Source organism: Mesorhizobium sp. C264A (assembly GCF_040324515.1).
Classification (GTDB): Bacteria; Pseudomonadota; Alphaproteobacteria; order Rhizobiales; family Rhizobiaceae; genus Mesorhizobium.
Genome location: NZ_JAMYVY010000001.1, coordinates 2644465 through 2665389, shown reverse-complemented (window position 1 = coordinate 2665389; position 20925 = coordinate 2644465). Strand labels below are relative to the sequence as shown.

Annotated in this window: 17 protein-coding genes and 2 pseudogenes; 10 read left to right on the top strand and 9 right to left on the bottom strand. The window is 62.5% G+C overall.

Annotated elements, in window-relative coordinates:
* The first annotated feature begins 46 nt into the window (after positions 1-46).
* Positions 47-1234 (top strand): MFS transporter, encoded by a 1188-nt coding sequence (locus NKL04_RS13055; RefSeq protein WP_023700643.1) that lies wholly within the window; start codon positions 47-49, stop codon positions 1232-1234.
* Positions 1235-1313: 79 nt separating this feature from the next.
* On the top strand, positions 1314-2249 hold the full coding sequence (locus tag NKL04_RS13050; RefSeq protein WP_023700642.1) for a bifunctional helix-turn-helix transcriptional regulator/GNAT family N-acetyltransferase: 936 nt from the start codon (positions 1314-1316) through the stop codon (positions 2247-2249).
* Positions 2250-2255: 6 nt separating this feature from the next.
* Here NKL04_RS13050 and NKL04_RS13045 read toward each other — a convergent pair.
* Positions 2256-3085, bottom strand: a pseudogene (locus NKL04_RS13045) (AraC family transcriptional regulator).
* Between the two features lie 129 nt (positions 3086-3214).
* Here NKL04_RS13045 and NKL04_RS13040 point away from each other — a divergent pair.
* The 5 genes and pseudogenes from NKL04_RS13040 to NKL04_RS13020 all read left to right on the top strand — a co-directional run.
* Positions 3215-3423, top strand: a pseudogene (locus NKL04_RS13040) (iron chelate uptake ABC transporter family permease subunit); the annotation flags it as partial.
* A 126-nt stretch (positions 3424-3549) separates the two neighbouring features.
* On the top strand, positions 3550-4020 hold the full coding sequence (locus tag NKL04_RS13035) for a MarR family winged helix-turn-helix transcriptional regulator (protein ID WP_023705728.1): 471 nt from the start codon (positions 3550-3552) through the stop codon (positions 4018-4020).
* Complete coding sequence (locus NKL04_RS13030) at positions 4017-5210, top strand: HlyD family secretion protein (RefSeq protein WP_023700640.1); 1194 nt, start codon at positions 4017-4019, stop codon at positions 5208-5210. The genes NKL04_RS13035 and NKL04_RS13030 overlap by 4 nt, the downstream gene beginning before the upstream one ends.
* Positions 5211-5559: 349 nt before the next feature.
* Positions 5560-7095: a DHA2 family efflux MFS transporter permease subunit gene (locus NKL04_RS13025; protein ID WP_023694754.1), complete on the top strand. Its 1536-nt coding sequence runs from the start codon at positions 5560-5562 to the stop codon at positions 7093-7095.
* Positions 7096-7428: 333 nt separating this feature from the next.
* Positions 7429-10047 carry an EAL domain-containing protein gene (locus NKL04_RS13020; RefSeq protein ID WP_023700639.1) on the top strand — a complete coding sequence of 873 codons (2619 nt, stop codon included), beginning with the start codon at positions 7429-7431 and terminating at the stop codon, positions 10045-10047.
* Between the two features lie 29 nt (positions 10048-10076).
* Here NKL04_RS13020 and NKL04_RS13015 read toward each other — a convergent pair whose 3' ends face one another.
* The 4 genes from NKL04_RS13015 to NKL04_RS13000 form a co-directional block, all read right to left on the bottom strand.
* Positions 10077-10511, bottom strand: a complete 435-nt coding sequence (locus NKL04_RS13015; RefSeq protein ID WP_023700638.1) for a CAP domain-containing protein — start codon at positions 10509-10511, stop codon at positions 10077-10079.
* A gap of 242 nt (positions 10512-10753) precedes the next feature.
* A complete protein-coding gene (locus NKL04_RS13010; RefSeq protein ID WP_023700637.1) occupies positions 10754-11386 on the bottom strand; it encodes a LysE family translocator in 633 nt (210 codons plus the stop codon).
* Positions 11387-11540: 154 nt separating this feature from the next.
* A complete protein-coding gene (locus NKL04_RS13005; protein WP_023700636.1) occupies positions 11541-13514 on the bottom strand; it encodes a pilus assembly protein in 1974 nt (657 codons plus the stop codon).
* A gap of 187 nt (positions 13515-13701) precedes the next feature.
* On the bottom strand, positions 13702-15591 hold the full coding sequence (locus tag NKL04_RS13000) for a pilus assembly protein (protein ID WP_023694757.1): 1890 nt from the start codon (positions 15589-15591) through the stop codon (positions 13702-13704).
* A 336-nt stretch (positions 15592-15927) separates the two neighbouring features.
* Here NKL04_RS13000 and NKL04_RS12995 point away from each other — a divergent pair, with 336 nt between their 5' ends.
* Positions 15928-16788 (top strand): TIGR01459 family HAD-type hydrolase, encoded by an 861-nt coding sequence (locus NKL04_RS12995; RefSeq protein ID WP_023700634.1) that lies wholly within the window; start codon positions 15928-15930, stop codon positions 16786-16788.
* 9 nt (positions 16789-16797) lie between these two features.
* Positions 16798-17781 (top strand): bifunctional riboflavin kinase/FAD synthetase, encoded by a 984-nt coding sequence (locus NKL04_RS12990; RefSeq protein WP_023682976.1) that lies wholly within the window; start codon positions 16798-16800, stop codon positions 17779-17781.
* Between the two features lie 29 nt (positions 17782-17810).
* Here the strand turns inward: NKL04_RS12990 and NKL04_RS12985 are convergent, their stop codons facing one another.
* The 4 genes from NKL04_RS12985 to NKL04_RS12970 all read right to left on the bottom strand — a co-directional run bounded on the left by NKL04_RS12985 (position 17811) and on the right by NKL04_RS12970 (position 19704).
* Positions 17811-18365: an HdeD family acid-resistance protein gene (locus NKL04_RS12985; RefSeq protein WP_023671535.1), complete on the bottom strand. Its 555-nt coding sequence runs from the start codon at positions 18363-18365 to the stop codon at positions 17811-17813.
* Positions 18366-18493: 128 nt separating this feature from the next.
* Positions 18494-18907 (bottom strand): MAPEG family protein, encoded by a 414-nt coding sequence (locus NKL04_RS12980; RefSeq protein ID WP_023671536.1) that lies wholly within the window; start codon positions 18905-18907, stop codon positions 18494-18496.
* Between the two features lie 12 nt (positions 18908-18919).
* Positions 18920-19402, bottom strand: coding sequence for an SRPBCC family protein (locus tag NKL04_RS12975; RefSeq protein ID WP_023700633.1), 483 nt, complete (start codon positions 19400-19402; stop codon positions 18920-18922).
* The gene (locus NKL04_RS12970; protein ID WP_023689559.1) at positions 19399-19704 is read right to left on the bottom strand and encodes an ArsR/SmtB family transcription factor; all 306 of its coding nucleotides are present in this window, start codon (positions 19702-19704) and stop codon (positions 19399-19401) included. Before NKL04_RS12970 ends, NKL04_RS12975 begins: the two co-directional genes overlap by 4 nt.
* Before the next feature lie 212 nt (positions 19705-19916).
* On the opposite strand from NKL04_RS12970, the gene NKL04_RS12965 reads away from it, so the two are divergent.
* On the top strand, positions 19917-20720 hold the full coding sequence (locus tag NKL04_RS12965; protein ID WP_023700632.1) for a MipA/OmpV family protein: 804 nt from the start codon (positions 19917-19919) through the stop codon (positions 20718-20720).
* The last annotated feature ends 205 nt before the right edge of the window (positions 20721-20925 follow it).

The following is a 20925-nucleotide window of genomic DNA, read 5'->3' as shown; positions in this document are numbered from 1 at the left end:
GACTGTCAGTTTTTTTGCCGTCAGGCAAGGACGTTGGGAGGCGACCGTGACTTCTGCTGGTAACGCGGATGCCGGGAACGGCGACTGGCTGGTCGGCAACCCCACTGGGGCGCAACTCGCCTCGGCATTGTGGATCGGCTCGGTCGGGCTGCTCATTCTCGGGCTGCAGCCGGTGCTTCTCGGCGCGCTCTACACCGAAGGGCATGTCAGCGGTGACGAACTCGCGCTGGTCGCCACGGCGGAGATGATCGCGATCGGCATCGGATCGGCGGCCATCGCCATGATGCTGTCCGCCCACAATATGCGCTTGAAAAGTGCCGTCCTTCTGCTCTTGCTGGCGCTGGCGAACGGGGCGACCGCCTATGCGCTGACCTCGACCTCGCTGATTGCCGCCCGCGCGGTGGCAGGCCTCGCCGAGGGTGGGCTGGTGGCGGTCGCCACGGAACTGATCGCCCGTTCACGCCGGGCCGAGCGCATCGGCGGCTTCTTCGTCACCCTTCAGACCCTGGCGCAATGCGCCCTTGCCCTGCTGCTGGCGCTTTACGTCATCCCGGCCGCCGGATCGGCGGGCGGCTTCATCGTTCTTGCCGTCGTCTGCATCGCCTCGGTGGCCGTCGCCTTCATCGTCCCGGATAGCTATGCCGACCTGCCCAAGGAGGAACAGTTCAGCAATGTGCTGACCGTTCCTTCGCTTGCCGCTTTGCTGAGCGTCTTCTGCTACTTCATGTTCTTCGGCTCGGTCTGGGCGTTTCTCGAGCCACTTGGCGCACAATACGGCATCGATGGCCGCACCGTCGGCCTGATCGTCTCGGCCAACCTCGCATTGCAGGTGCTGGGCGCAATGACGGCTACCGTCTTCGAGGCGCGCATCGATTACCGCTTCGCCATCGTGGCGATCGGCGTGGTCGCCGTCGCCAGTTCCGTGATGCTCGCCGGCAGCCCCGGCCTGACGGTTTTCTGGGTCGCGGCCTTGATCATGGGCTTCATCCTTCTGTTCATCGTGCCCTATCAGATCCGGCTGGCGATCACCGCCGACGAGACGCGCACGGCCGTGCTTCTGGTGCCGGCGGCCCAGCTTTTCGGTCTGGCGATCGGCCCGGTCGCGGCATCGCTGCTGATCGACGGCAAGGATTTTCGGCCGGTGCCGGAATTTGCCGCCGCCAGTGCTGCGGCCAGCGTTGTGCTGCTCGGCCTGTTCGTCCTGATCGCACGGCGCCGCCGCGCCATCGCCTGAGACACGACCGGGGGAGCATCTCCTCGATACTTGACTAAGTCAAATAAATGACCGATCGTTGATGGGCAGGAGGCTTCCCATGACGATCCATCATCAACCCGGCAAGGAACGCATCGACGCGGTGCGGGCTTTCAACCGCTTCTACACCCGCCAGATAGGTCTGCTCGACGAAGGCCTGCTGAAAAGCGCCTTCTCGCTGACCGAGGCGCGGGTGCTCTACGAACTGGCGCATCGCGATGGCCTGACCGCCAGCGATCTCATCCGCGATCTCGGCCTCGACGCCGGTTACGTCAGCCGGCTCCTGAAGAAGTTCGAGCACCTGCAGCTGATTGCGCGCGCGCCGCTGGCGTCGGATGCGCGGCAGTCGTCGATCACGCTGACGCCGGTGGGGCGGCAGGCCTTCGCGCCGCTGAACCGGGCTTCGCACGACCAGGTCGCGGCCTTGCTGGAGCGGCTTCCTGCTGCCGAACAGGACCGGCTGGTCAAGGCCATGCAGACGGTGCAGCAACTCCTGGGCGACAGCCCGGAGTCCAAAGTGCCGTATATGCTGCGCCCCTTGCAGGTCGGCGACATCGGCTGGGTGGTGCGCCGCCAAGGACAGATCTACGCACAGGACTATGGCTGGGACGAAACCTACGAGGCGCTGGTCGCCGAAATCCTCGGCGCCTTCGTAAAATCCTTCGATCCAGAATGGGAACGCAGCTGGATTGCCGAACGGCAAGGGGAGGTGGTCGGCTCGGTCTTCGTCGTGCGCAAATCCGACGCGGTGGCGAAGCTGCGCCTGCTCCATGTCGAACCATCGGCGCGCGGCCTCGGCATCGGCAAGCGGCTGGTTCAGGAGTGCATCGGCTTTGCTCGTGCTAAGGGCTACAAGACGCTGACCCTATGGACCAACGACATCCTGACCGCCGCCCGCCACATCTACGAGAGTGCCGGCTTCAGGCTGGTGGACGAAGAGCGCCATCACGCCTTCGGCAAGGATCTGGTCGGCCAGAACTGGAACCTGGAGTTGTAGCGGCGTTCAGGCCACCGGGACCCATATCTCCAGCCCGCCATTGCCGCTGCGCGGATCGAACTCCGGGCCGTAGCGCTCGAATTCGGGGCCGTCGGCTATATCGTGCCCCGAGGCCGGCAGCCATTTGTTCCAGATCGTGTTGACGGTGCGGCGGATGGTGGAGATGTGCTCGGCATGGGTGAACACGGCGTATTTCTGCGCCGGCACCCGCACCCGCGAAAGCTCCTTCGGCAGGTCCGAGAAATCCGAAACTTCGACCCCGGCGATATAGTCGAAATTGCCGGCATCGTCGCCATTGACGCAGACGCCATAGGCGACGTCGCCGGTCTCGCCCGGGATGTTGCCGATAAAGGGACCGAAGCGCTGCCACTGCATCGGAATGGCCGCGCTGGTCTCCAGCTGTAGCGCTCGCCGAGGCCGGCAATGAGGAAGGGACGGCCGGTCTCGAAGCGCGGCGGCGGCAGTGAGGCGAGGAAGGACTGGTCCATCAGGATCGGCTCCACCAGGTCGAGATTGCTGAGGCTGCCCTGCGCGCGCACCAGTTCCGGCGTCGTGCCGAACTGATCGCGGAAGGCGCGGGTGAAGGCTTCGTGCGAGGCGTAGCCGGCATCGAGCGCGACAGCGAGGATGTCGGGCGCGCAGGAAGCCAGCTTGCGCGCCGCTTCGGTCAGCCGGCGCGCGCGCATATAGCCCATCACCGAACGGCCGGTGGCGGCGCCAAAGGCGCGCGTCACATGAAAGCGCGAGACGCCGCTGCTTTGCGCGACATCCTCAAGCGAGATCGCTTCCGGCAAATGGCTCTCGACAAACCACAGCGCTTTCTCGGTCGGGTTCATGAGTCTCCTCTCATTTGGCCACTCCATGCTGCCGGCTTTTTGCGAGGCCAGTTTGATCGAAATTGCGCCTGTCGTAAAATCGAAGGGCGCTGGTCGACTGTGGCAGGTCACCATCGTGGAAAGCCGCTGCTGGGCGGCCTCGGCCTGGCTCGCTGGGACAATATCTGGGCGCGCTGGGTGCGGGCACCATCCTTGCCTATGCCCTGTGGAACCACCGCCGGCTCGATGCCTTCCCCGCCGGCGAAAATGCCGCCGAAAGCCTAGGTGTGCCAGTGGCGGGGACGCGCATGACGACCTTTCTCCTCGCGGCGTTCTCGACGGCAATTCACGTCACGGTCGGGAGGTCATCCGCAACCGTTATTGACTGTGCCATGACCGCATCTGCATGGCTGCCATCCCTCTTTTTCGGCTCTGGTGCAATGCGGCGCCTTGAATGGTAAGCACGCTTATAATATATACCGCTCATGGTTTCCGACGGCATAGATAGATTGGGCTTTTTGATCCACGACGTGCAGCGCCTCATGCGCAAGCGCTTCGAGGCGCGCGCCAGCGGTCTTGGCCTTTCCTCGGCACAATGGCGGCTTCTGGTTCGCGTCGCCAAGGAGGCCGGCGTCGCCCAGGCTCGCCTCGCCGAACTTCTCGAAATCGAGCCGATCAGCGTTTCACGCCTCGTCGACCGGATGGAGGAGGGCGGCTGGATCGAACGGCGCTCCGATGCAACTGACCGGCGCGTGCGCATGATCTTCCCGACAGCCAAGGCGAACGCGGCCTATGCCGAGGTCAAAAGCCTTGCCGGCGAAGTTTATGAGGAATCGCTGGTCGGCGTTTCGCCGGACGACCGCCGCGTCCTGATCCGGGCGCTGGACACCATCGTGCAAAACCTGGCGGACGGCGAGACGTCGTCCTTGAAGAGTACGGAAGGGGCAGCAGCATGAACGCGGCAGCCAAGCTAGACGAGAATGTAACCAAGATCGAGACGCCGGCACAGCCTGCTGCCGAAGCGCCTGCACAGCCGGCCGCAGCACCTGTCGCGGTGGCTCCCCCGGTTCAACCCGCTCCGGCTCCGGTCAAGAAGCGCCGCATCGGCCGCTTGCTGCTGATGGTCGCCCTGCCGGCGGCACTGGCCATTGGCGGGGGCTACGTCTGGGTGACCGGCGGCCGCTATCAGGAGACCGAAAACGCCAATTTGCAGCAGGCCAAGGTGTCGATCGCCTCGGACACGGCCGGCCGCATCGTTCAGGTCGGCATCTCGGACAATCAGCAGGTCAAGCAGGGCGATGTGCTGTTTGCCGTCGACCCCGAGCCCTACCGGATCGCGTTGGCGCAGGCCGACGCGGCTGTCGCAGTCGCACGCGTCGGTATCGAACAGCTGCGCGCCGCCTACAGCCAGGCGCTGGCGCAGGAAAAGTCCGATGCCAGCCAGGTCGACTACGCGCAGTCGCAGTATGACCGCGCCGCCGACCTTGCCCAGAAGGGCATCAACGCCAAATCGTCGCTGGACGAGGCCAAGAACGATCTCGACAAGGCCAGGCAGCAACTGGCCGTTGCCGAGCAAGGCATCATCAGCGCCAAGGCGGCTCTCGCCGGCAATCCCGATATCGAGACCGACAAGCATCCGACGGTGATGGCCGCACTCGCCGCGCGCGACAAGGCCGCCTACGATCTGGCGCAGACCACGGTCAAGGCGCCGGCCGACGGCGTCATCAGCCAGGCCTCCTCGTTCAAGGTCGGCCAGTATGTCGGTTCCGGCACGCCGCTGTTTGCGTTGGTCGAGACCGGCGACACCTGGATCGATGCCAATTTCAAGGAAACCCAGCTTACCCACATGAAGCCTGGCCAGAAGGCCGAGATCGTCGTCGACACCTATCCGGGCAGAACTTTCGAGGCCACCGTCAAGGCGATCGGCGCCGGCACCGGCGCGGAGTTTTCGCTGCTGCCAGCTCAAAACGCCACCGGCAACTGGGTCAAGGTCACGCAGCGCATTCCGGTGCGCCTGGAGCTGACCGATGCCGACGCCAAAATGGCGCTGCGCACCGGTATGAGCGCCTCGGTTACGGTGGATACCGGCGTTGCCCGCGGGTTCCCCGCTATCTTCGGCCACGCCACCGCAGGCGAAGCACAATAGACTGTGAATGGACCGTGATCTCGAAAAGCAGGATCACGGCCCGGCAGAACGCCCGCCGCAGGCGAGGTGAAGTTGAGATGACAGGATCGGTCCGACGGCAGGTTGAACGAGGGGTGGATTGGACCGGGCCGCATCGCGGCCTGCCCACAACCTGGACCATCTCGGCGCCCATCCTTCGGACCTTGGATTTCCGGGCGGCAAGCGCCTGATGTGTCGAGACCATCGATCGATGTAACCCCCACATCGATAGATCGCGTCCCACCGCGATGAGGGTCTCTTCACCAGAGAAGGCCTCGCCGCCCGGAAACCTAATGTACACGTTTTTGTTACCTGTCGGAAGTTCCGCATCATGACCACACCAGAACCTTTCAAGGAAGTGCCGCATCGCGGCCTGATCACCGTGGCGCTGATGCTGGCGACGGTGATGCAGGCGCTCGACACCACGATCGCCAATGTCGCGCTGCCGACCATGACCGGCGACCTCGGCGCGTCGCCCGACAACATCAACTGGGTGTTGACCTCCTACATCGTTGCCGCCGCGATCATGACGCCGGTGACCGGCTGGCTGGCCGACCGCTTCGGCCGCAAGGAACTGTTCCTGGCGGCGGTTGTCGGCTTCACCGTGTTCTCGATGCTGTGCGGCATTGCCTGGAGCCTGGAGAGCATTGTGTTCTTCCGGCTGATGCAGGGCGTGTTCGGCGCAGCCATCGTGCCGCTGTCGCAGACCTTCCTGCTCGACATCAACCCCAGGGAACGCCACGGCCAGGCGATGGCCATCTGGGGCGCCGGCATCATGCTGGGGCCGATCCTGGGTCCGACGCTGGGCGGTTGGCTGACCGAGAATTTCAACTGGCGCTGGGTGTTCTTCATCAATTTGCCGGTCGGCATCATCGCCTTCCTCGGCATGGCAGCCTATTTGCCGGTCATTGCCCGGCGGATACGCAGCTTCGATTTCTTCGGTTTCGCCATGATTTCGCTCGGCGTCGGCGCACTGCAGCTGCTGCTCGACCGCGGCGGCGAGGTCGACTGGTTTTCCTCGGTCGAAATCTGGATCGAGCTTGCTCTTTCGATCACCGGCTTCTGGGTGTTCATCATCCACACACTGACGGCGGAACGTCCTTTCATCGACCCCAAGATCTTCCTCGACCGCAATTTCGTCACCGGTCTGGCCTTCATCTTCGTCATGGGCGTGCTGATCCTGGCCTCGATGTCGCTGCTGCCGCCGATGCTGTCGACCATCTTCGGCTATCCGACCGTGACCATCGGCGTCGTCCTGGGGCCGCGCGGTGTCGGCACGATGATTTCGATGCTTGTCGTTGGGCGGCTCATGAGCAGGATCGACGCCCGGATCCTCGTCGTCATCGGCTTTCTGCTCACCGCGCAGTCGCTCTACACCATGTCCTCCTTCACGCCGCAGATGGACAATTGGCTGATCCTTAGCTCCGGCGTCATCCAGGGCCTCGGCATGGGCATGGTGTTCGTGCCGCTGTCGACGGTGGCCTTCGCCACGCTCGACGTGCGCTTCCGCACCGACGCCACGGCCCTGTTCAGCCTAGTTCGAAATCTCGGTTCGTCGATCGGCGTGTCGGTGGTGACGGTGCTCATGGTGCGCAACACGCAGGTCAATCACACCGAACTGTCGGCTTTCATCAACCCGTTCAACCCCAATTTGTGGGCGGCCTCGCCGGCGGCAGCAGGCGGCGATCCGACGGCACTTTCGCAGGTGGACCGCATGGTCAACATCCAGGCGATGATGATCTCCTACGTCAACGACTTCAAACTGCTGATGGTGATGACGCTGGTTGCCATTCCGTTTGTCTTCCTGCTGCGCAAGCCGAAGACCGCTCCGGCCGGCGCGGCCGCTCCTGCCGCGCATATGGATTGAGGCGGGCGCCGGTAGCGCTGGCAGCAAGCTGGTTGCCCCTGATGATTGTTGCTCGGATGATCGTCAAAACCCGCGTGTGCAAAAGAATATCGATAATGAGCCGTTGGAAGTTGATTTGAAATGACATTTGCACCTTTGGTATCTGGTTGCTGACGCCTCCAATTCCGTTACAGTTCATCTTGAATTAGCACATCTGTAACATTGTCAGTCGACTTTCGTCTGGCACGACAGAGGCCCTTTCTTGTTTCAGGTGCCAAACCGGAGGAGGTCTGTTTGGTCACGAAGTCATCCAGAAGATCCGTCGGGGCGCGCGGGCCGGTGGGCGTAGCCGCATTGGCAAGACTGGCTGACGTTTCCTACGATACGCTCGAGGGAGAACTTCGCACGACCATTGCGGGTCTCGAAGGGCAGACCCTGCGCTTCGAGACTGCGATCGAGAATATTTCGCAAGGCATCTGCTTTTTCGATGCCGATGAACGCCTGATCCTGAGCAACCGGCGCTATGCGGAAATCTACCGCATTGCGCCCGAGGAATTGCGGCCTGGCGTGACACTGAGCGAAATAGTCGAACGCCGCGTTGCCGCCGGCACGGCGGCGACGGCCGCCGACACCTATCTCGCAACGGCTCGCTCGATCAATTCGGGCAAGGCTTCGCGGCTCTGGACCGCCAAACTTGTCGATGGTCGCACAATCCAGATCCGTAACCAGCCCATGCCCGATGGCAGTTGGATCGCCACGCATGAGGACATCACTGAACTCCTCGCCAATCGGCAGATCGTCGACGAGCGCATTTCGCTGCAGGCGCTGATCGACTGGGTGCCCGATTATCTCTGGGTCAAGGATACGCAAAGCCGTTTCGTCGTGGTCAACAGCGCCCTTGCGACCGATAGCGGCCGCAACAAGACCAGCGACATGATCGGTTTGACCGATTTTGATCTCCACCCCCCGGAAGTTGCGCGGAAATTTCGCCTGGTCGAGCAGCGCCTGCTCAAGAGCGGACAACCAATGATCGACGCGGAAGAGTTTGTCGTCGATGCGTCGGGGAACGGCAAATGGCTTTCGTCGACGAAGGTGCCGTTGCGCAATCGCCAAAATGAAATCTTCGGCCTGGTTGGCATCGCCCACGACATCACCGCCCGCAAGCAGGCGGATGTCCTTCGCAGCGGGCAGGCGCAGATCCTCGAAATGATTGCCACGAGCGCGCCGCTGGAGGACGTGCTCGACCGCCTCATGCGCTTCGTCGAGGCTCAGTTGAAGGGGATATTCGGTTCCGTCCTGCTGCTCGACAAGGACGGCATTCATTTGCGTCACGGTGCGGCGCCGGGCCTGGCGAAAGCCTATACGAGCGCCATCGATCGGGCGGCCATCGGTCCCAAGGTGGGATCCTGCGGAACCGCCATCTACCGGCGGGAAGCGGTCATTGTTACCGATATTCTGCAGGATCCGCTTTGGGACGATTACCGCGAACTGGCGGCACCCCATGGCTATCGTTCGTGCTGGTCAACCCCGATCCTGTCGCATCGGGGCGTCGTGTTGGGCGCCTTTGCCATGTATTCGATGACCGTGCGCGAACCCACCCATGCCGAGACCCGCCTGATCGAGTTCACCACACACATTGCCGGCATCGCGATCGAGCGCAAACTGGCGGAAGACCAGATCCACTTCATGGCCAACCATGATGCGCTGACCGGCCTGCCCAATCGCGCTTTGCTGGAGGATCGGCTTTCCCAGGCGGTCCTCTACGCGCAGCGATACAATCGCTGGATGACGGTAGTGTTCATCGATCTCGACAATTTCAAACTGGTGAACGATACGTTTGGCCACAATGCCGGCGACGAACTCCTCAAGACCGTCGCCAGCCGTTTGGTTGGATGCTTGAAGGCCACCGACACCGTCGTGCGGCTTGGCGGCGACGAATTTGTCATCGTCCTGTTCGACCAAACCACCAATGTCGATGTGGTCTCGGAAACCCTGCAGACGATCAGGGATGCGATCGCGGAACCGGTTCTTGTCGGAGAGCATCGGCTGAGAACGACGGCCAGCATCGGCATCGCAAATTACCCGAAGGACGGGACCAGCCCGGATACGCTGTTGGCCAATGCCGACGCCGCCATGTATCGCGCCAAGGAATTCGGCCGCGACAATTTCCAGTTCTATGCCCCGGAGTTCAACTCAACGGCACATGAAAAATTCCTGCTTCAGGAGGAATTGCGAAACGCGCTCGCCCGGTCGGAATTCGCTCTGCATTATCAGCCACAGGTGGATCTGCGATCGGGGCAGGTTTTCGCCGTCGAAGCGCTGGTGCGCTGGAACCACCCGACGCGAGGCCTGGTTTCGCCGGCGATGTTCATCCCGACCGCCGAGGAGACCGGGCTGATCGTGCCGCTCGGCGACTGGATCCTGCACGAAGCCTGCCGGCAGAACAAAGCCTGGCAGCGCGCCGGTCTGTCGCCCGTAACCGTCTGCGTCAACGTGTCGGCGCGGCAGTTCCGGGAGAAGAACCTGATCGACCGCGTCGTCAACGCATTGAAGGAAAGCGGCCTGGAGGCGAGGTATCTCGAGCTCGAAGTGACGGAAAGCCTGATCATGCAGGATTTCGAGCTGGCGGTCGCAACGATGAACGGACTGCAAAAGCTCGGCGTGCAGATATCGATCGACGATTTCGGAACAGGCTATTCCAGTCTCAGCGCCCTCAAGACGTTTCCGGTGGCGCGGCTGAAGATCGACAAGTCCTTCATCAACGATCTCGCGACCGACGAGAACGATCAGGCGGTCACTGGCGCCGTGATTTCCCTGGGGCAGAAGTTGAACCTTCGGGTGCTGGCCGAAGGTGTCGAAACGGAAGACCAGGTCGCCTTCCTGCGCAAGAACAATTGTGACGAGGTGCAGGGCAATTATTTCAGCGAACCCCTGTCGGCCGGGGATATCGGCGAGCTGATCGCGAAAGGCTGACGGCTGGCTCGCGCCGTAACCGCTGGCTGCTATTTTCCGAGCACCAGGCTCCAGTAGCGGATGGCGCTGTCGCGTCCGTCGCGTACATAGGCGAGGCCGAAGCGGCTGAAATCCGGATCGAGCATGTTGCGGCGGTGGCCAGCCGAATGCATCCATATGTCGAACAGTTTCTGCTGGTCGAAGCGGCCCTCGGCGATGTTCTCGGCGGCGGCGCCCCGCACGCCATTGTCCTTCATCCGCGACGCGAAATCCTTTCCCCAGCCCGTCGTGTGGCTCATGCGTTCGCGTGAGGCCATATAGCCGGCCTGCTGCCGAGCGGCCTGCTCGAGCTGGGCGTCCGGCACCAGCGCCGGCAGTCCGGCCGAAGCTCGGATGCCGGCCAGCGTCGCGGTGGCCGAGGACGACACACCGGCGCCTTCGCCGGTCGGCACCGAGACCGTGCTGCAAGCAGCGAGGCCGGCCATGGCTGCAAGGCCGATCAGCAGTAGGCGCCTGTTTGGTTTTGGACTTGCTGCGCCAGAGCGGGTTTGCGCGAGCGGGTGATTGGTGGTGCAGATCATTGTCATGCCTGCCTGACTTAGCGGCGATCATGGCTTTTGCCGGGCAGGGCTGCGAAAATCTCAATCGCTGGCCTCCGTGCAGGTTCGGCCGGCCGATTCGAATGGGAAGGTCGGCGGCCGATGTAGTCTCGGCGCGCTGCGTCCGATCAGCGTTGCGCGTCGGTCGCCATTTTAAGCGCCAGCGCGGCGAGCACCGTGCCCATCATCCAGCGCTGGATGATCATCCATAGCGGCCGTCCGGCAAGAAAGGTGGCGATCGAACCGGCCGTTACCGCGATGATGGCATTGACGGTCAGGCTGATCGAGATCTGCGTGGCGCCGAGCACCAGAAGCTGCGACAGCACATGGCCCTTGCCCAGCGAGATGAACTGCGGCAGCAGCGACAGATAAAGCACCGCCACCTTGGGGTTGAGCAGATTGGTCATTAGACCCATGGCGAACAGCTTGCGCGGCCTGTCCTTCGGCAGTTCGCGCACCTGGAATGGTGAGCGCCCGCCGGGCCGCACCGCTTGCCAGGCGAGCCATAGCAGATAGAGCGCGCCGGCAATGCGCAGTGCGTCATAGGCAAACGGCACGGCAAGCAGCAGCGCGGTGATGCCCAGCGCAGCCGATACGACATAGAACAGAAAGCCGACGGCCACGCCGCCGAGCGAGAACAGCCCGGCCTTGGGGCCTTGCGACAGCGAGCGCGAGATCAGGTAGATCATGTTCGGCCCGGGCGTCAGCACCATGCCCAGGCAGACCAGCGCGAAGGCGAGATGGTTGGCGGTTTCGGGCACGGGCGATCTCCGGGAAGAGGTGACGATACCGAGCACGCGTTTTGACTCACCGCAAGAGCATGATGGCGGGAGCCTTTGCGCCAGCGTCGAAAATTGGCGAAAGCGGCGAAGCCGCCAATTTCCCCCGCAAGGGGGAAGATCAGCAGTTCAACCCTCAGCTCACCACGCGCAGGTTCGAGAGCTCGTTGGCGATTTCCTTGAAATTGTCGGACAGCGTGGCGCCGGTCGCGTTCCAGAACAGTTTTGCAGGCTTGCTCGGGTCGGTCGGATCCTTGCGGAAGCGCGAGTCCGACGAGCACGTCTTCAGTGCCTCCATCGCGCTCTTGTCGCCGGCGTCGGTCGTCGACATATCGAGCGCCACCGTCATCACCATGATGTTGGCCGCCTTGGCGTTGTTGCACAGCGTCGCCATCTGCTCGTTGAGCGCGGCGGTGTAGTTGCTCGACGAATAGTTGAGCTGGCCGATGGCGCTCGACGTGCCGCCGAACAGGCGGGTGACCGCAGTGCCGTTGTAGCCGACGCCGGTATAGCCATAGCCGGCATAGGTCGACTTGTTGCCGGCGGGGTCGGAACTCACCGTCGAATAGGTGTTCTCGCCGTCGGTGAGCACGATGACCACCTTGTCATTGCCTCGTTCCGTCTCAGGACGTCCTCCTGTGAAAGGCTCCGTGCTGGAGACGGTGCGCCAGCCCCAGGCCATGCCTTCCGGCACATTGGTGTTGCCGTTGGGCGCCATAAGGTCGATCGCAGCCTTGATCTTTGTCAGCCCGGCGGCGTTGGCGACGTCGGTCAGGGGTGTGATCGGCGTGGTGGTGCAGCTGTAATTCGGACCGGCACCCGTCCCCAGCACCGGCGCGTTCATCGGCCGTGGCTGGAAATATTTGGCCATGTTGGATTGCCTGGTCTTGCCGGTGGTGCTCGCCGGATCGTCGTTCCACCAGCTGTTGGCCGCGCCATAGGTCTTGGGGGCCACCTCGTCGGGGTCCTGCGTTATGTACCAATGATTGCCCGGCTCATCCGGCGCAAACATCGGCACGAACATGGTCGCGGGATCGCCGACGCCGGTGCCGGTGTTGTTCGGTCCGCCGGAGGCCGGCGCGTCGTTGACATTATAGGGATAGGGCCGCACTTCGACGCAGCCCTGCCAGCTGGCGAACGGTCCGTATGTGTCGTTGTAGTCGTATTCGTTGTGGCTGTCCGAGCATGTATGATTGGCGCGATATTTGTCGCAGACCACGCGTTTGCTGCCGACGATGCGCTCGTGGCTGGTGACCACCTTCATGTCGCGGTAGAGCGAGAAGCGGGTCAGCATCTGCCCCTCCTGCTCACCCCAGCCAGTGCCTTTCTTGTACCAGATGCCGCCGATCTTCTGGGCATATTTGTCGGCTGCGTTAAGCGTGGACCAGGCGAAATTCTCATTGTGGATGGGCGACAGCCCGTAGGCGTCGATCCACGACGCGTTGTCGTTGCTGGCGCCGACATTGACCGAGGCGGCGAACGGCACAAGGCTGAACTGGACCGGCTTGTCGATCTGCTTGATCATCGCGGCCTGCAAGGCAAGCGTGTCGACGAGCTGCTTGGCGGCTTGCTTGAGAAGGTCGATGCGCTTTTGTCCGGCACCCGTGCCCGTGTTCGACATCGACCCCGAATTGTCGAGCACCATGGCCACTTCCAGCGTGTTCTTCAGCCGGACTTGCGAACACACGGAGTAGGTGACGTTTTCCGACGTCCTGCCGATCAGCATCGCCGCTGCCGGCAGGAAATAGGGCTTGTAGACCAGGCTGGCGCACAGCTTGACGATGCCGCCGCCGGTCGTGCTGCTGGGCAGCGTAACGCTGAGCGTCGTGTCGGCGGGATCGACGTCGTTGAGGTTTGCCTTGAAGAAGTCGAGCGCATAGGCCCGCAACTGGTCGTCGGTGGCGCCTTCCACCAGCCGGCGCGCGGTGGCGAAGTTGGCGGCGTCGAGCGCGTTGACCACCCTCTGCTTCTCGCTGACCACGCCGGTGTAGTCGACGGCCATGGCCACGCCGCCCATCAGTGGCACCATCGCCACAACGGTCATCAGAGCGTAATTGCCGCGGCGGTCACGCCAGAAGTCACGCCGGAATGTGCGCCAGAGTTCACGCATGTGATGTAAGCGGCCCCGCCTGCGGATTCTTCAATGCCGCCACAGTTTCACAAAACGTTGAAGGACGGGTTTGGGAAACTGCTCGATTGCGCGGATAGCGCTTCACCAGGCGCTAACCAAATGCGCCAGCTGCCGAACGCAAAACGCCCCGCCGAGGCGGAGCGCCTTGTTCGAAAGATCGCGCCGATCAGCTGACGATGCGCAGGTTCGACAGTTCGTCGGCGATTTCCTTGAAACTTTGCGACAAGGTGGCGCCGGTCGCGTTCCAGTACAGCTTCGCCGGTTTGCTCGGGTCGGTCGGATCCTTGCGGAAGCGCGAATCCGAGGAGCATTTCTTGAGCGCATCTATGGCAGTCTTTTCCGCCGGCTTGGAACTAACAAGGTCGAGCGAGACGGTCATCAAGAGAATGTTCGAATTCTTCGCATTGGCGCAAAGGGTTTGCATCTGCTCGTCAAGCGCGGCCGTGTAGTTGGTCGCCGTATAGGTTGTCTTGGCGACGGTCGTGTTGACGAACAGGCGGGTCGCAGGCTCCACTGGCTTCGGAAAATTAGGGCCGGTGTAGCCATAGGCGGCGTAGGTCGATCCATTCTTGGCGTAGTTGCTGGTCATGTCGTTGCTTGGGCCGATGCTATAGGTGTTTGCGCCGTCGGTCAGGACGATGACCACTTTGTCGTTGCCTCTTTCGGTGTTCGGCCGGCCTTGCGTAAAAGGCTCGTTGCTCGACACCGTCCGCCAGCCCCAGGCCAGCCCTTCCGGCACGTTGGTGTTGCCCGTCGGGGCCATGGCATTGATGGCATCCGTCAGGATTTTCTTGCCATCGGTGGTGGTTATGTCCTGCAACGGCGTGATCGCGGCGGTCGTGCATGCCGAATTGGGTCCATCATCGGCCGCAGCGGCTGCTGCGTCCCAGGGCTTTGTCAGAAAATACTTGCGCATATCCGCCTGGCGTTTGGGGACAGTCAGCGTGTCGGAATAATCGATCCACCAATTGTTGGCGTAACCCCACGTCGATGTGCTGGTGCGAGTTGTGTCGGTCCAGAAATTGCCAGCTTCGTCCGGCGCGAACATCGGCACGAACATGGTGGCGGGCGTCCCAGTGGTCGGCGACGTGTCGTCGTCATTATAGGGATACGGCCTCGCCTCCACGCAGCCCTTCCAGGCTTCGTATTTGGCGACGACGGAGGTCTTGCAAGTGCCGTTCGAGTTTTTCTTCGTACAGGTCGTTGCCATCATGTCCTGATAGAGGGTGAAACGCGTCATCTCCTTGTCTTTGTCTGTGCCCCAGCCCGTGCCGCGCTGGTAGTAAACGCTGCCTACTTTTTCGATCCATTTGGTGGCATTTGCCGCCGCTGTCATCGTCGACCAATCGAAGTTCTGATGATGGATCGGGGAAATGCCGGTCGTGTCCAGCCACGTCGGCAATGGAGCCGGGGGGATCGGAGCGCCGACATTGACCGACGCAGAAAACGGGACCAGCGAGAACTGCACCGGCTTGGTCACCTGCTTCATTTGTGCGGCCTGGAGCGCCATTGTATTGACAAGCTCGGTCGCGGCCTTCTTGAGCAAATCTATTCGCGGCTGGCCGGTGCCGGAGCCGTTGATGCTCATAGAGCCGGAATTGTCGAGCACGAGAGACACTTCCAGCGTGTTTTTGAGGCGGATCTCCGAGCATGCCGATGTTGTGACGTCGGCGGCGGTTCTTCCGATCATCATGGCCGCTGCCGGCAGGAAATAGGGGTGGTACGTCAATTCGGCGCACAGCTTCAGCGTGCCACCACCTGCGTTGTTGTTGGGAAGCGTCACCGTCAGGGCCGTATTGGCTGCTTTGACGCGGCCGAGATTGGCTTCGAAGAAATCCTTCGCATAGGCCTTGACTGCCGTGTCGGTCGCCCCGGTGACGATCTGCTGTGCCGTGGCAATCCCGGCGGCATCCAGCGCGTTCAGCATGTTCTGCTTTTGGCGCAAGAGATCGGTGTAGTCGATGGCAAGCGCCAGCGCGCCCATCAAGGGCACCATGGTGATCACTGTCATCAAGGCATAGTTGCCGCGTCTGTCGTTCAGAAATCTGCGGATCATGCCTTCAGCACCCCTGCCAGGACCCCAATATCGGTCCGAAGATGCCCACAAAATCGTTAAATTTCAGGTTGCTGAAATGCGTTCAACATAGGCCCATCTTTTCAAGGCTCGTTAACCACTCGGCCCTGGTGATCAGCGGTGCGACATTGTTTCGATAGACCGAAGCTCGGAGAAGGGTGGTTCCTGCCTGTGCAACCTTCGATCAGCCCGTTGCGCAACAGCCTGGCAAGTGCCGAAAAGCTGGTGACAGGATGAAACGCTTCGGTTAATGCGGGGCCGGTTGCGGCGGACCGTCGGCTGCAGCTCTCGCAATGATCGTCACAGCAGGTAAACGGCATGGCGGATTCGCCTGATATCATCGGCTCGCTCGCGGATTTGTCGGGCGCCTACTCGGCCATCCTGTGCGATGTCTGGGGCGTGATCCACAATGGCGAATGGCATTTTCCGGCGGCTGCCGAAGCGCTTGCCGCCGCGCGTGCGGCGAAGGTCCCGGTCGTCCTGATCACCAACTCGCCGCGCCGCAATGCCGATGTGGTGGCGCAGATGAATGCGATCGGCGTTCCCGCCGTCGCCTACGACCGCGTCGTGACCTCAGGCGATGTGACCCGCGACCTTATCGCCGAAGGCCCACGAAAAATCTTCCATATCGGCGCCGACCGCGATTTCACCCTCTATGACGGTCTGGACGTCGAGCTCGTCGAGGAGTTCGAGGCCTCCGGCGCGGTCTGCACCGGGCTGTTCGACGACGAGGTGGAAACGCCTGAGGATTACGCCGATCTGCTGCGCCGGCTGCGCGCCAGGAACCTGCCTTTCATCTGCGCCAATCCCGACATCGTGGTCGAACGCGGCGAGCGCATGATCTGGTGCGCCGGCGCCTTGGCGCGCGACTATGCCCAGCTTGGCGGCCGCACGCTGATCGCCGGAAAACCTTATGCGCCGGTCTATGACGTAGCGCTGCGGGAGGTCGCCGTGCTTCTCGGCCGAGACGTCGCGCGCACCGAGGTGCTGGCCATCGGCGACGGCATGATGACCGACGTCAAGGGCGCCGCCGACAACGGCATCGACGTGCTTTACGTCTCGGGCGGCATTCACGCGCGCGACTATGGCGATCCCATGCAGCCGGACCCCGCCAGGCTTGCAGCCTTTCTGCAAAAGCACGGCTACCGGCCGGTCGCCGTCATTCCGAGACTGCGGTAGGGTTGCTGCATGAGCGCAGCTTTCGAACACATTTCAGCAACCGCGCCGCTGCCGCCGCATTTGCGCGGCGGCGTGGTGGCGATCGGCAATTTCGACGGCGTCCATCGCGGCCACCAGGCGGTGCTCGATCGCGCGCTTGCCGAAGCCGGGCGGCGCGGCGTGCCGGCGCTAGTGCTGACCTTCGACCCGCATCCGCGCAAGGTGTTCAGGCCCGATATGCCGCTGTTCGTATTGACGCCGCCGCCGATGAAGGCGCGGCTGCTGTCGCATCTGGGCTTTGCCGCACTCGTCGAACAGCCGTTCACGCGCGCCTTTGCCGGCCTGTCGGCCGAGGCTTTCGTGACCGATGTGCTGGAGACGAACCTCGGCATCACCCATGCCGTCACCGGCTTCGATTTTCACTTCGGCAAGGACCGGCAGGGCGGTCCTGCGTTTCTGATGGCGGCAGGCGAGCGCCATGGTTTCGGCGTCACCCTGGTCGACGCCTTTCGCGACGAGGGCGCCGAGGTGGTGTCGTCGAGCCGTATCCGCGAGCTGCTCTGCGAGGGAGAGGTCGCCGAGGCCGCAGGCCTGCTCGGCTACCGCTTCACCGTCGAAAGCGAAGTGATCGGCGGCCAGCAGCTCGGCCGCACGCTCGGCTTCCCGACAGCCAACATGAGGCTTTCGCCGGAAACGACTCTGAAGGAAGGGATTTATGCCGTCCGCTTTCGCCGCGCCGACGGCACGCTCTATGATGGTGTCGCCAGCTTCGGGCGTCGCCCGACTGTCGACGACAATGGCGCGCCGCTGCTCGAAACCTTCGTCTTCGACTTTGCCGGCGATCTCTATGGCGAGATCTGCGACGTATCGCTCTTCGGCTTTTTGCGTCCCGAGGTGAAGTTCGATGGGCTCGATGGGCTGGTGGCACAAATGAAGCGCGACGAGGCGGAGGCGCGCGCGCTGCTGGCCGGCGTCAGGCCGCTTTCGGATCTGGACGGCGCCATCGCTTTTTGAGCCTTCCGGCCGCTTACCTCTTCAAGCCCCTACTTCTTCAACGCCAGTCCGAGAGCGATGAAGCTCCAGCCCTGGAAGATCAGGTCGATGGCCAGGAACAGGCCGAGCACCCACAGGCTGTTGACCGGCCAGCCCATGGCGATGGTCAGCCCCGCCAGCACGCTGATCAGGCCCGCCGCGACGACCCAGCCCCAGCCCTTTTCCGGTCGGTGGCTATAGCCGACCCAGGCCCTGAGCGCGCCTGAAGCGACCAGCGCCACCGCCAGCAGCAAGGTCAGCACCGTCGAGGCCAGCAGCGGATTGTCGAAGGCAAAGAAACCGGCAACGGCATAAAGTAGGCCGCTGAGCAGCCAATAGAAGAAGCGACTCCAGGTCTTCACGCCGAAGGCATGCACGATCTCGATGATGCCGGCCATCAGCATCAGCCAGCCCACGACATAGACCGAGGCGACGGTGGCGATGAACAGATTGCCGAAGGCAATGCCGCCGAAGATGAGCAGCAGCACGCCGAGCGCGACGAACCACCCCCATTTGTCCCGTGTCCGGCCGATCGCATCTTTGAGGGTATCACCGTGCAGGGTCATGGCTGCATCTCCTCGAAATCGCCTGGCACCTTGCCGGGAGGTTAGCCCCGGCTGTAGCGGACGTCCAGCCGATGGCGACGGCTAGCAAACAAACAAAGCGTCGGTGGCTTGAGGTTCGCGCGTACGTGTCAATTTATGGCAGCCCACCCAGTCACAAGGACGAGGACAAGCGTGACGATCGCTCCAGAGACGTAGACGATCGTTCTGACACTGCCACCCTTGGCGGCATTGCCGCCGCGTAGGTAAACCCCCAGGTGAAGCAGGCGTATCGCCACATGAACCCAGACAATGGTCGCCAACGTGGCCGACCCAACGCCAACCATCATGGCCAGCACCGCCGGGACGACAAAAGGCGCCAGCGCCTCGACCGAGTTCATATGCACGCGGTCGATCCTGTAGAGGAGATTGGCGTCGTCGGCCGGGATCACCGGACCGGAAAGCGCTCCGGCAAATCCCTTGGACGAACCCGAGTAAACCGCCAGCGCGACTGACAAAAGACAGAGGATCAGTACACCGAGGATGCTTAGCCAATAGGGTTCCATAATTGTGCTCCTTCAGGTCACCTTGCTGGCAAAAAGATCTTGGAATCGCCTGAGATACAGCGGCCAGCCTCGATCACCGTCAATCCCAAAGCGCACGCCTTCCCAGCCTTCGCCATGACGTTCGAGATTGCGATGCTCGATCTCGACGCGGGTCCGGCTATTCGTCTCCGCCGTAAACCGGACTTCCCACTCGCTGGTCCTGTCCGGATTGGTCTCGATCTGCCATTGAGGGCTGATATCCCAACTCAGAAGCAGTCGGTTCGGCGGCTCGTAGGCCAGCACCCGTGCCCAGCGGCACTCGCTGCCATCCACACCGCGGTCGTAGACGTGACCGCCAACGCGGGGTTCGAAGATCGTCTCCGCGACCGGCACCGCAAGCAGGTTATGCTCTTTGGGTTTGAAACTGCCGAAGTGCTCGGTGAAAACCTTGAAGGCATGCGCGATCGGAGCCTCGACAAGGATGGAGTGCCTCACGGGCGGTTGATGCGTGCTCATTCCTGCTCCTTCAAGGGCTGTTCGACGACCACTTTGTAGGCCGCCAAGGTCTTGCTCCAGAACCGGTCGAGTTCGGCGCGCAGGCTGGCCAAGCCTTCCGGTTCGACCCGGTAGATGCGTTGCTTGCCTAGCCGTGTGTTGGCCACCAGGCCGGCGTCCTTGAGCACCTTCAGGTGCTGCGAGACCGCCGGCCGGGTGACAGGAAGCGCACGAGCCAATTCCCCGACCGAACAGGGTTGTTCGACCAGCAGTTCGAAGATCGTCCGCCTGGTCGGGTCGCCAAGCGCTGTCCATCTGTTCATGTTAGTCTGCACTAACGCGAATTTAGGCAACCTCGCTATTTCTGTCAACTCGCCACAGGCCCGGCGGCGCCCTGTTCAAACGGGCCACAGCATAAAAAACAGGGTCGCAGTTGCCGCAACTGCTGTAGATTTTAAGTCAAATTTTACCGAACCGGCGCCATGGCTTTGGCTGCCGGGTGTTCTCTCCGTTTTGTTTCGCGTATGGGGTGGTGATGCGTATTGTCTGGACGATTCCGCTGTTTCTCGCCTCGGCGCTGCTCACTGTGTCCACCGCCAATGCGGGCGAGGGTGCCTTCGGCTGGATGTCCGGCGACTGGTACCTGACGCTTGGCGCCACCGGCATGGTCGTGCCGAAATTCGAGGGCTCCAACAGCTATCTGCTCAGCGCATCGCCGATCATCTCGCTGGGCAAGGCCGGCCCGGCCGCGCGCTTTACCTCGCGCAACGACAACATCTCGCTGGCGCTGGTCGACGATGGCGGCGTCCGCGCCGGCCTGACCGGAAAATTCCTGTTTTCCCGCGACAGCAAGGATGAGCTCAAGGGCCTCGACCCGGTGCGCTGGGGCGGTGAGGTCGGCGGCTTCTTCGAAATCTATCCGACGGACTGGCTGCGCGCCCGCGCCGAACTGCGCCATGGCATTCGTGCCCATGATGGCTATGTCGCCGACATCGCCGCCGATGCTTTCTACGACGTGACGCCGACTGTCAGAATTTCGGGCGGACCACGCGTGTCCTTTGCCTCGTCGGGCTATTTCGACTCTTATTATGGTGTCAACGCCAAGGAGGCTGCGGCCTCGGGCCTGAGCGAATACCATCCTGGCGGCGGCCTGAAATCGACCGGCCTTGGTGGCGCCATCACCTGGAAGGTGACCGATCCGATGACCGCCAGCCTGTTCGGCGAATATGCGCGCCTGATGGGCCCGGCTGCCGATTCCAGCCTGGTCAAGGAGCGCGGCGACCGTAACCAGTTCACGGTCGGCGTCTCGACCACCTATCGCTTCGACTTCGCGATGTAAGTGAATCGAACAAGAGACGCTTTATTCCTGCGGCTTTCTCGGCTAAAAGCCCGGCAATGACGAGCTTTTCACGCCTTCGCGCGCTGACGATACGAATTACAGGCCCGGTGTTCCGGGCGGCCTGAGCGCCGCCGGAGCCGCCGGGAGTTTTGCGCGCCCCCTCGCGCTTTTCCAAATCATGATAGTTCACGCCCGAGCTTTTACG

Excerpts from the sequence above, each read along its gene's own strand:
- NKL04_RS13050 (WP_023700642.1), top strand. The coding sequence starts at position 1,314 with ATGACGATCCATCATCAACCCGGCAAGGAACGCATCGACGCGGTGCGG.
- NKL04_RS13035 (WP_023705728.1), top strand. The coding sequence starts at position 3,550 with ATGGTTTCCGACGGCATAGATAGATTGGGCTTTTTGATCCACGACGTG.
- NKL04_RS13030 (WP_023700640.1), top strand. The coding sequence starts at position 4,017 with ATGAACGCGGCAGCCAAGCTAGACGAGAATGTAACCAAGATCGAGACG.
- NKL04_RS13025 (WP_023694754.1), top strand. The coding sequence starts at position 5,560 with ATGACCACACCAGAACCTTTCAAGGAAGTGCCGCATCGCGGCCTGATC.
- NKL04_RS13015 (WP_023700638.1), bottom strand. The coding sequence starts at position 10,511 with ATGGCCGGCCTCGCTGCTTGCAGCACGGTCTCGGTGCCGACCGGCGAA.
- NKL04_RS13005 (WP_023700636.1), bottom strand. The coding sequence starts at position 13,514 with ATGCGTGAACTCTGGCGCACATTCCGGCGTGACTTCTGGCGTGACCGC.
- NKL04_RS13000 (WP_023694757.1), bottom strand. The coding sequence starts at position 15,591 with ATGATCCGCAGATTTCTGAACGACAGACGCGGCAACTATGCCTTGATG.
- NKL04_RS12995 (WP_023700634.1), top strand. The coding sequence starts at position 15,928 with ATGGCGGATTCGCCTGATATCATCGGCTCGCTCGCGGATTTGTCGGGC.
- NKL04_RS12990 (WP_023682976.1), top strand. The coding sequence starts at position 16,798 with ATGAGCGCAGCTTTCGAACACATTTCAGCAACCGCGCCGCTGCCGCCG.
- NKL04_RS12985 (WP_023671535.1), bottom strand. The coding sequence starts at position 18,365 with ATGACCCTGCACGGTGATACCCTCAAAGATGCGATCGGCCGGACACGG.
- NKL04_RS12980 (WP_023671536.1), bottom strand. The coding sequence starts at position 18,907 with ATGGAACCCTATTGGCTAAGCATCCTCGGTGTACTGATCCTCTGTCTT.
- NKL04_RS12975 (WP_023700633.1), bottom strand. The coding sequence starts at position 19,402 with ATGAGCACGCATCAACCGCCCGTGAGGCACTCCATCCTTGTCGAGGCT.
- NKL04_RS12970 (WP_023689559.1), bottom strand. The coding sequence starts at position 19,704 with ATGAACAGATGGACAGCGCTTGGCGACCCGACCAGGCGGACGATCTTC.
- NKL04_RS12965 (WP_023700632.1), top strand. The coding sequence starts at position 19,917 with ATGCGTATTGTCTGGACGATTCCGCTGTTTCTCGCCTCGGCGCTGCTC.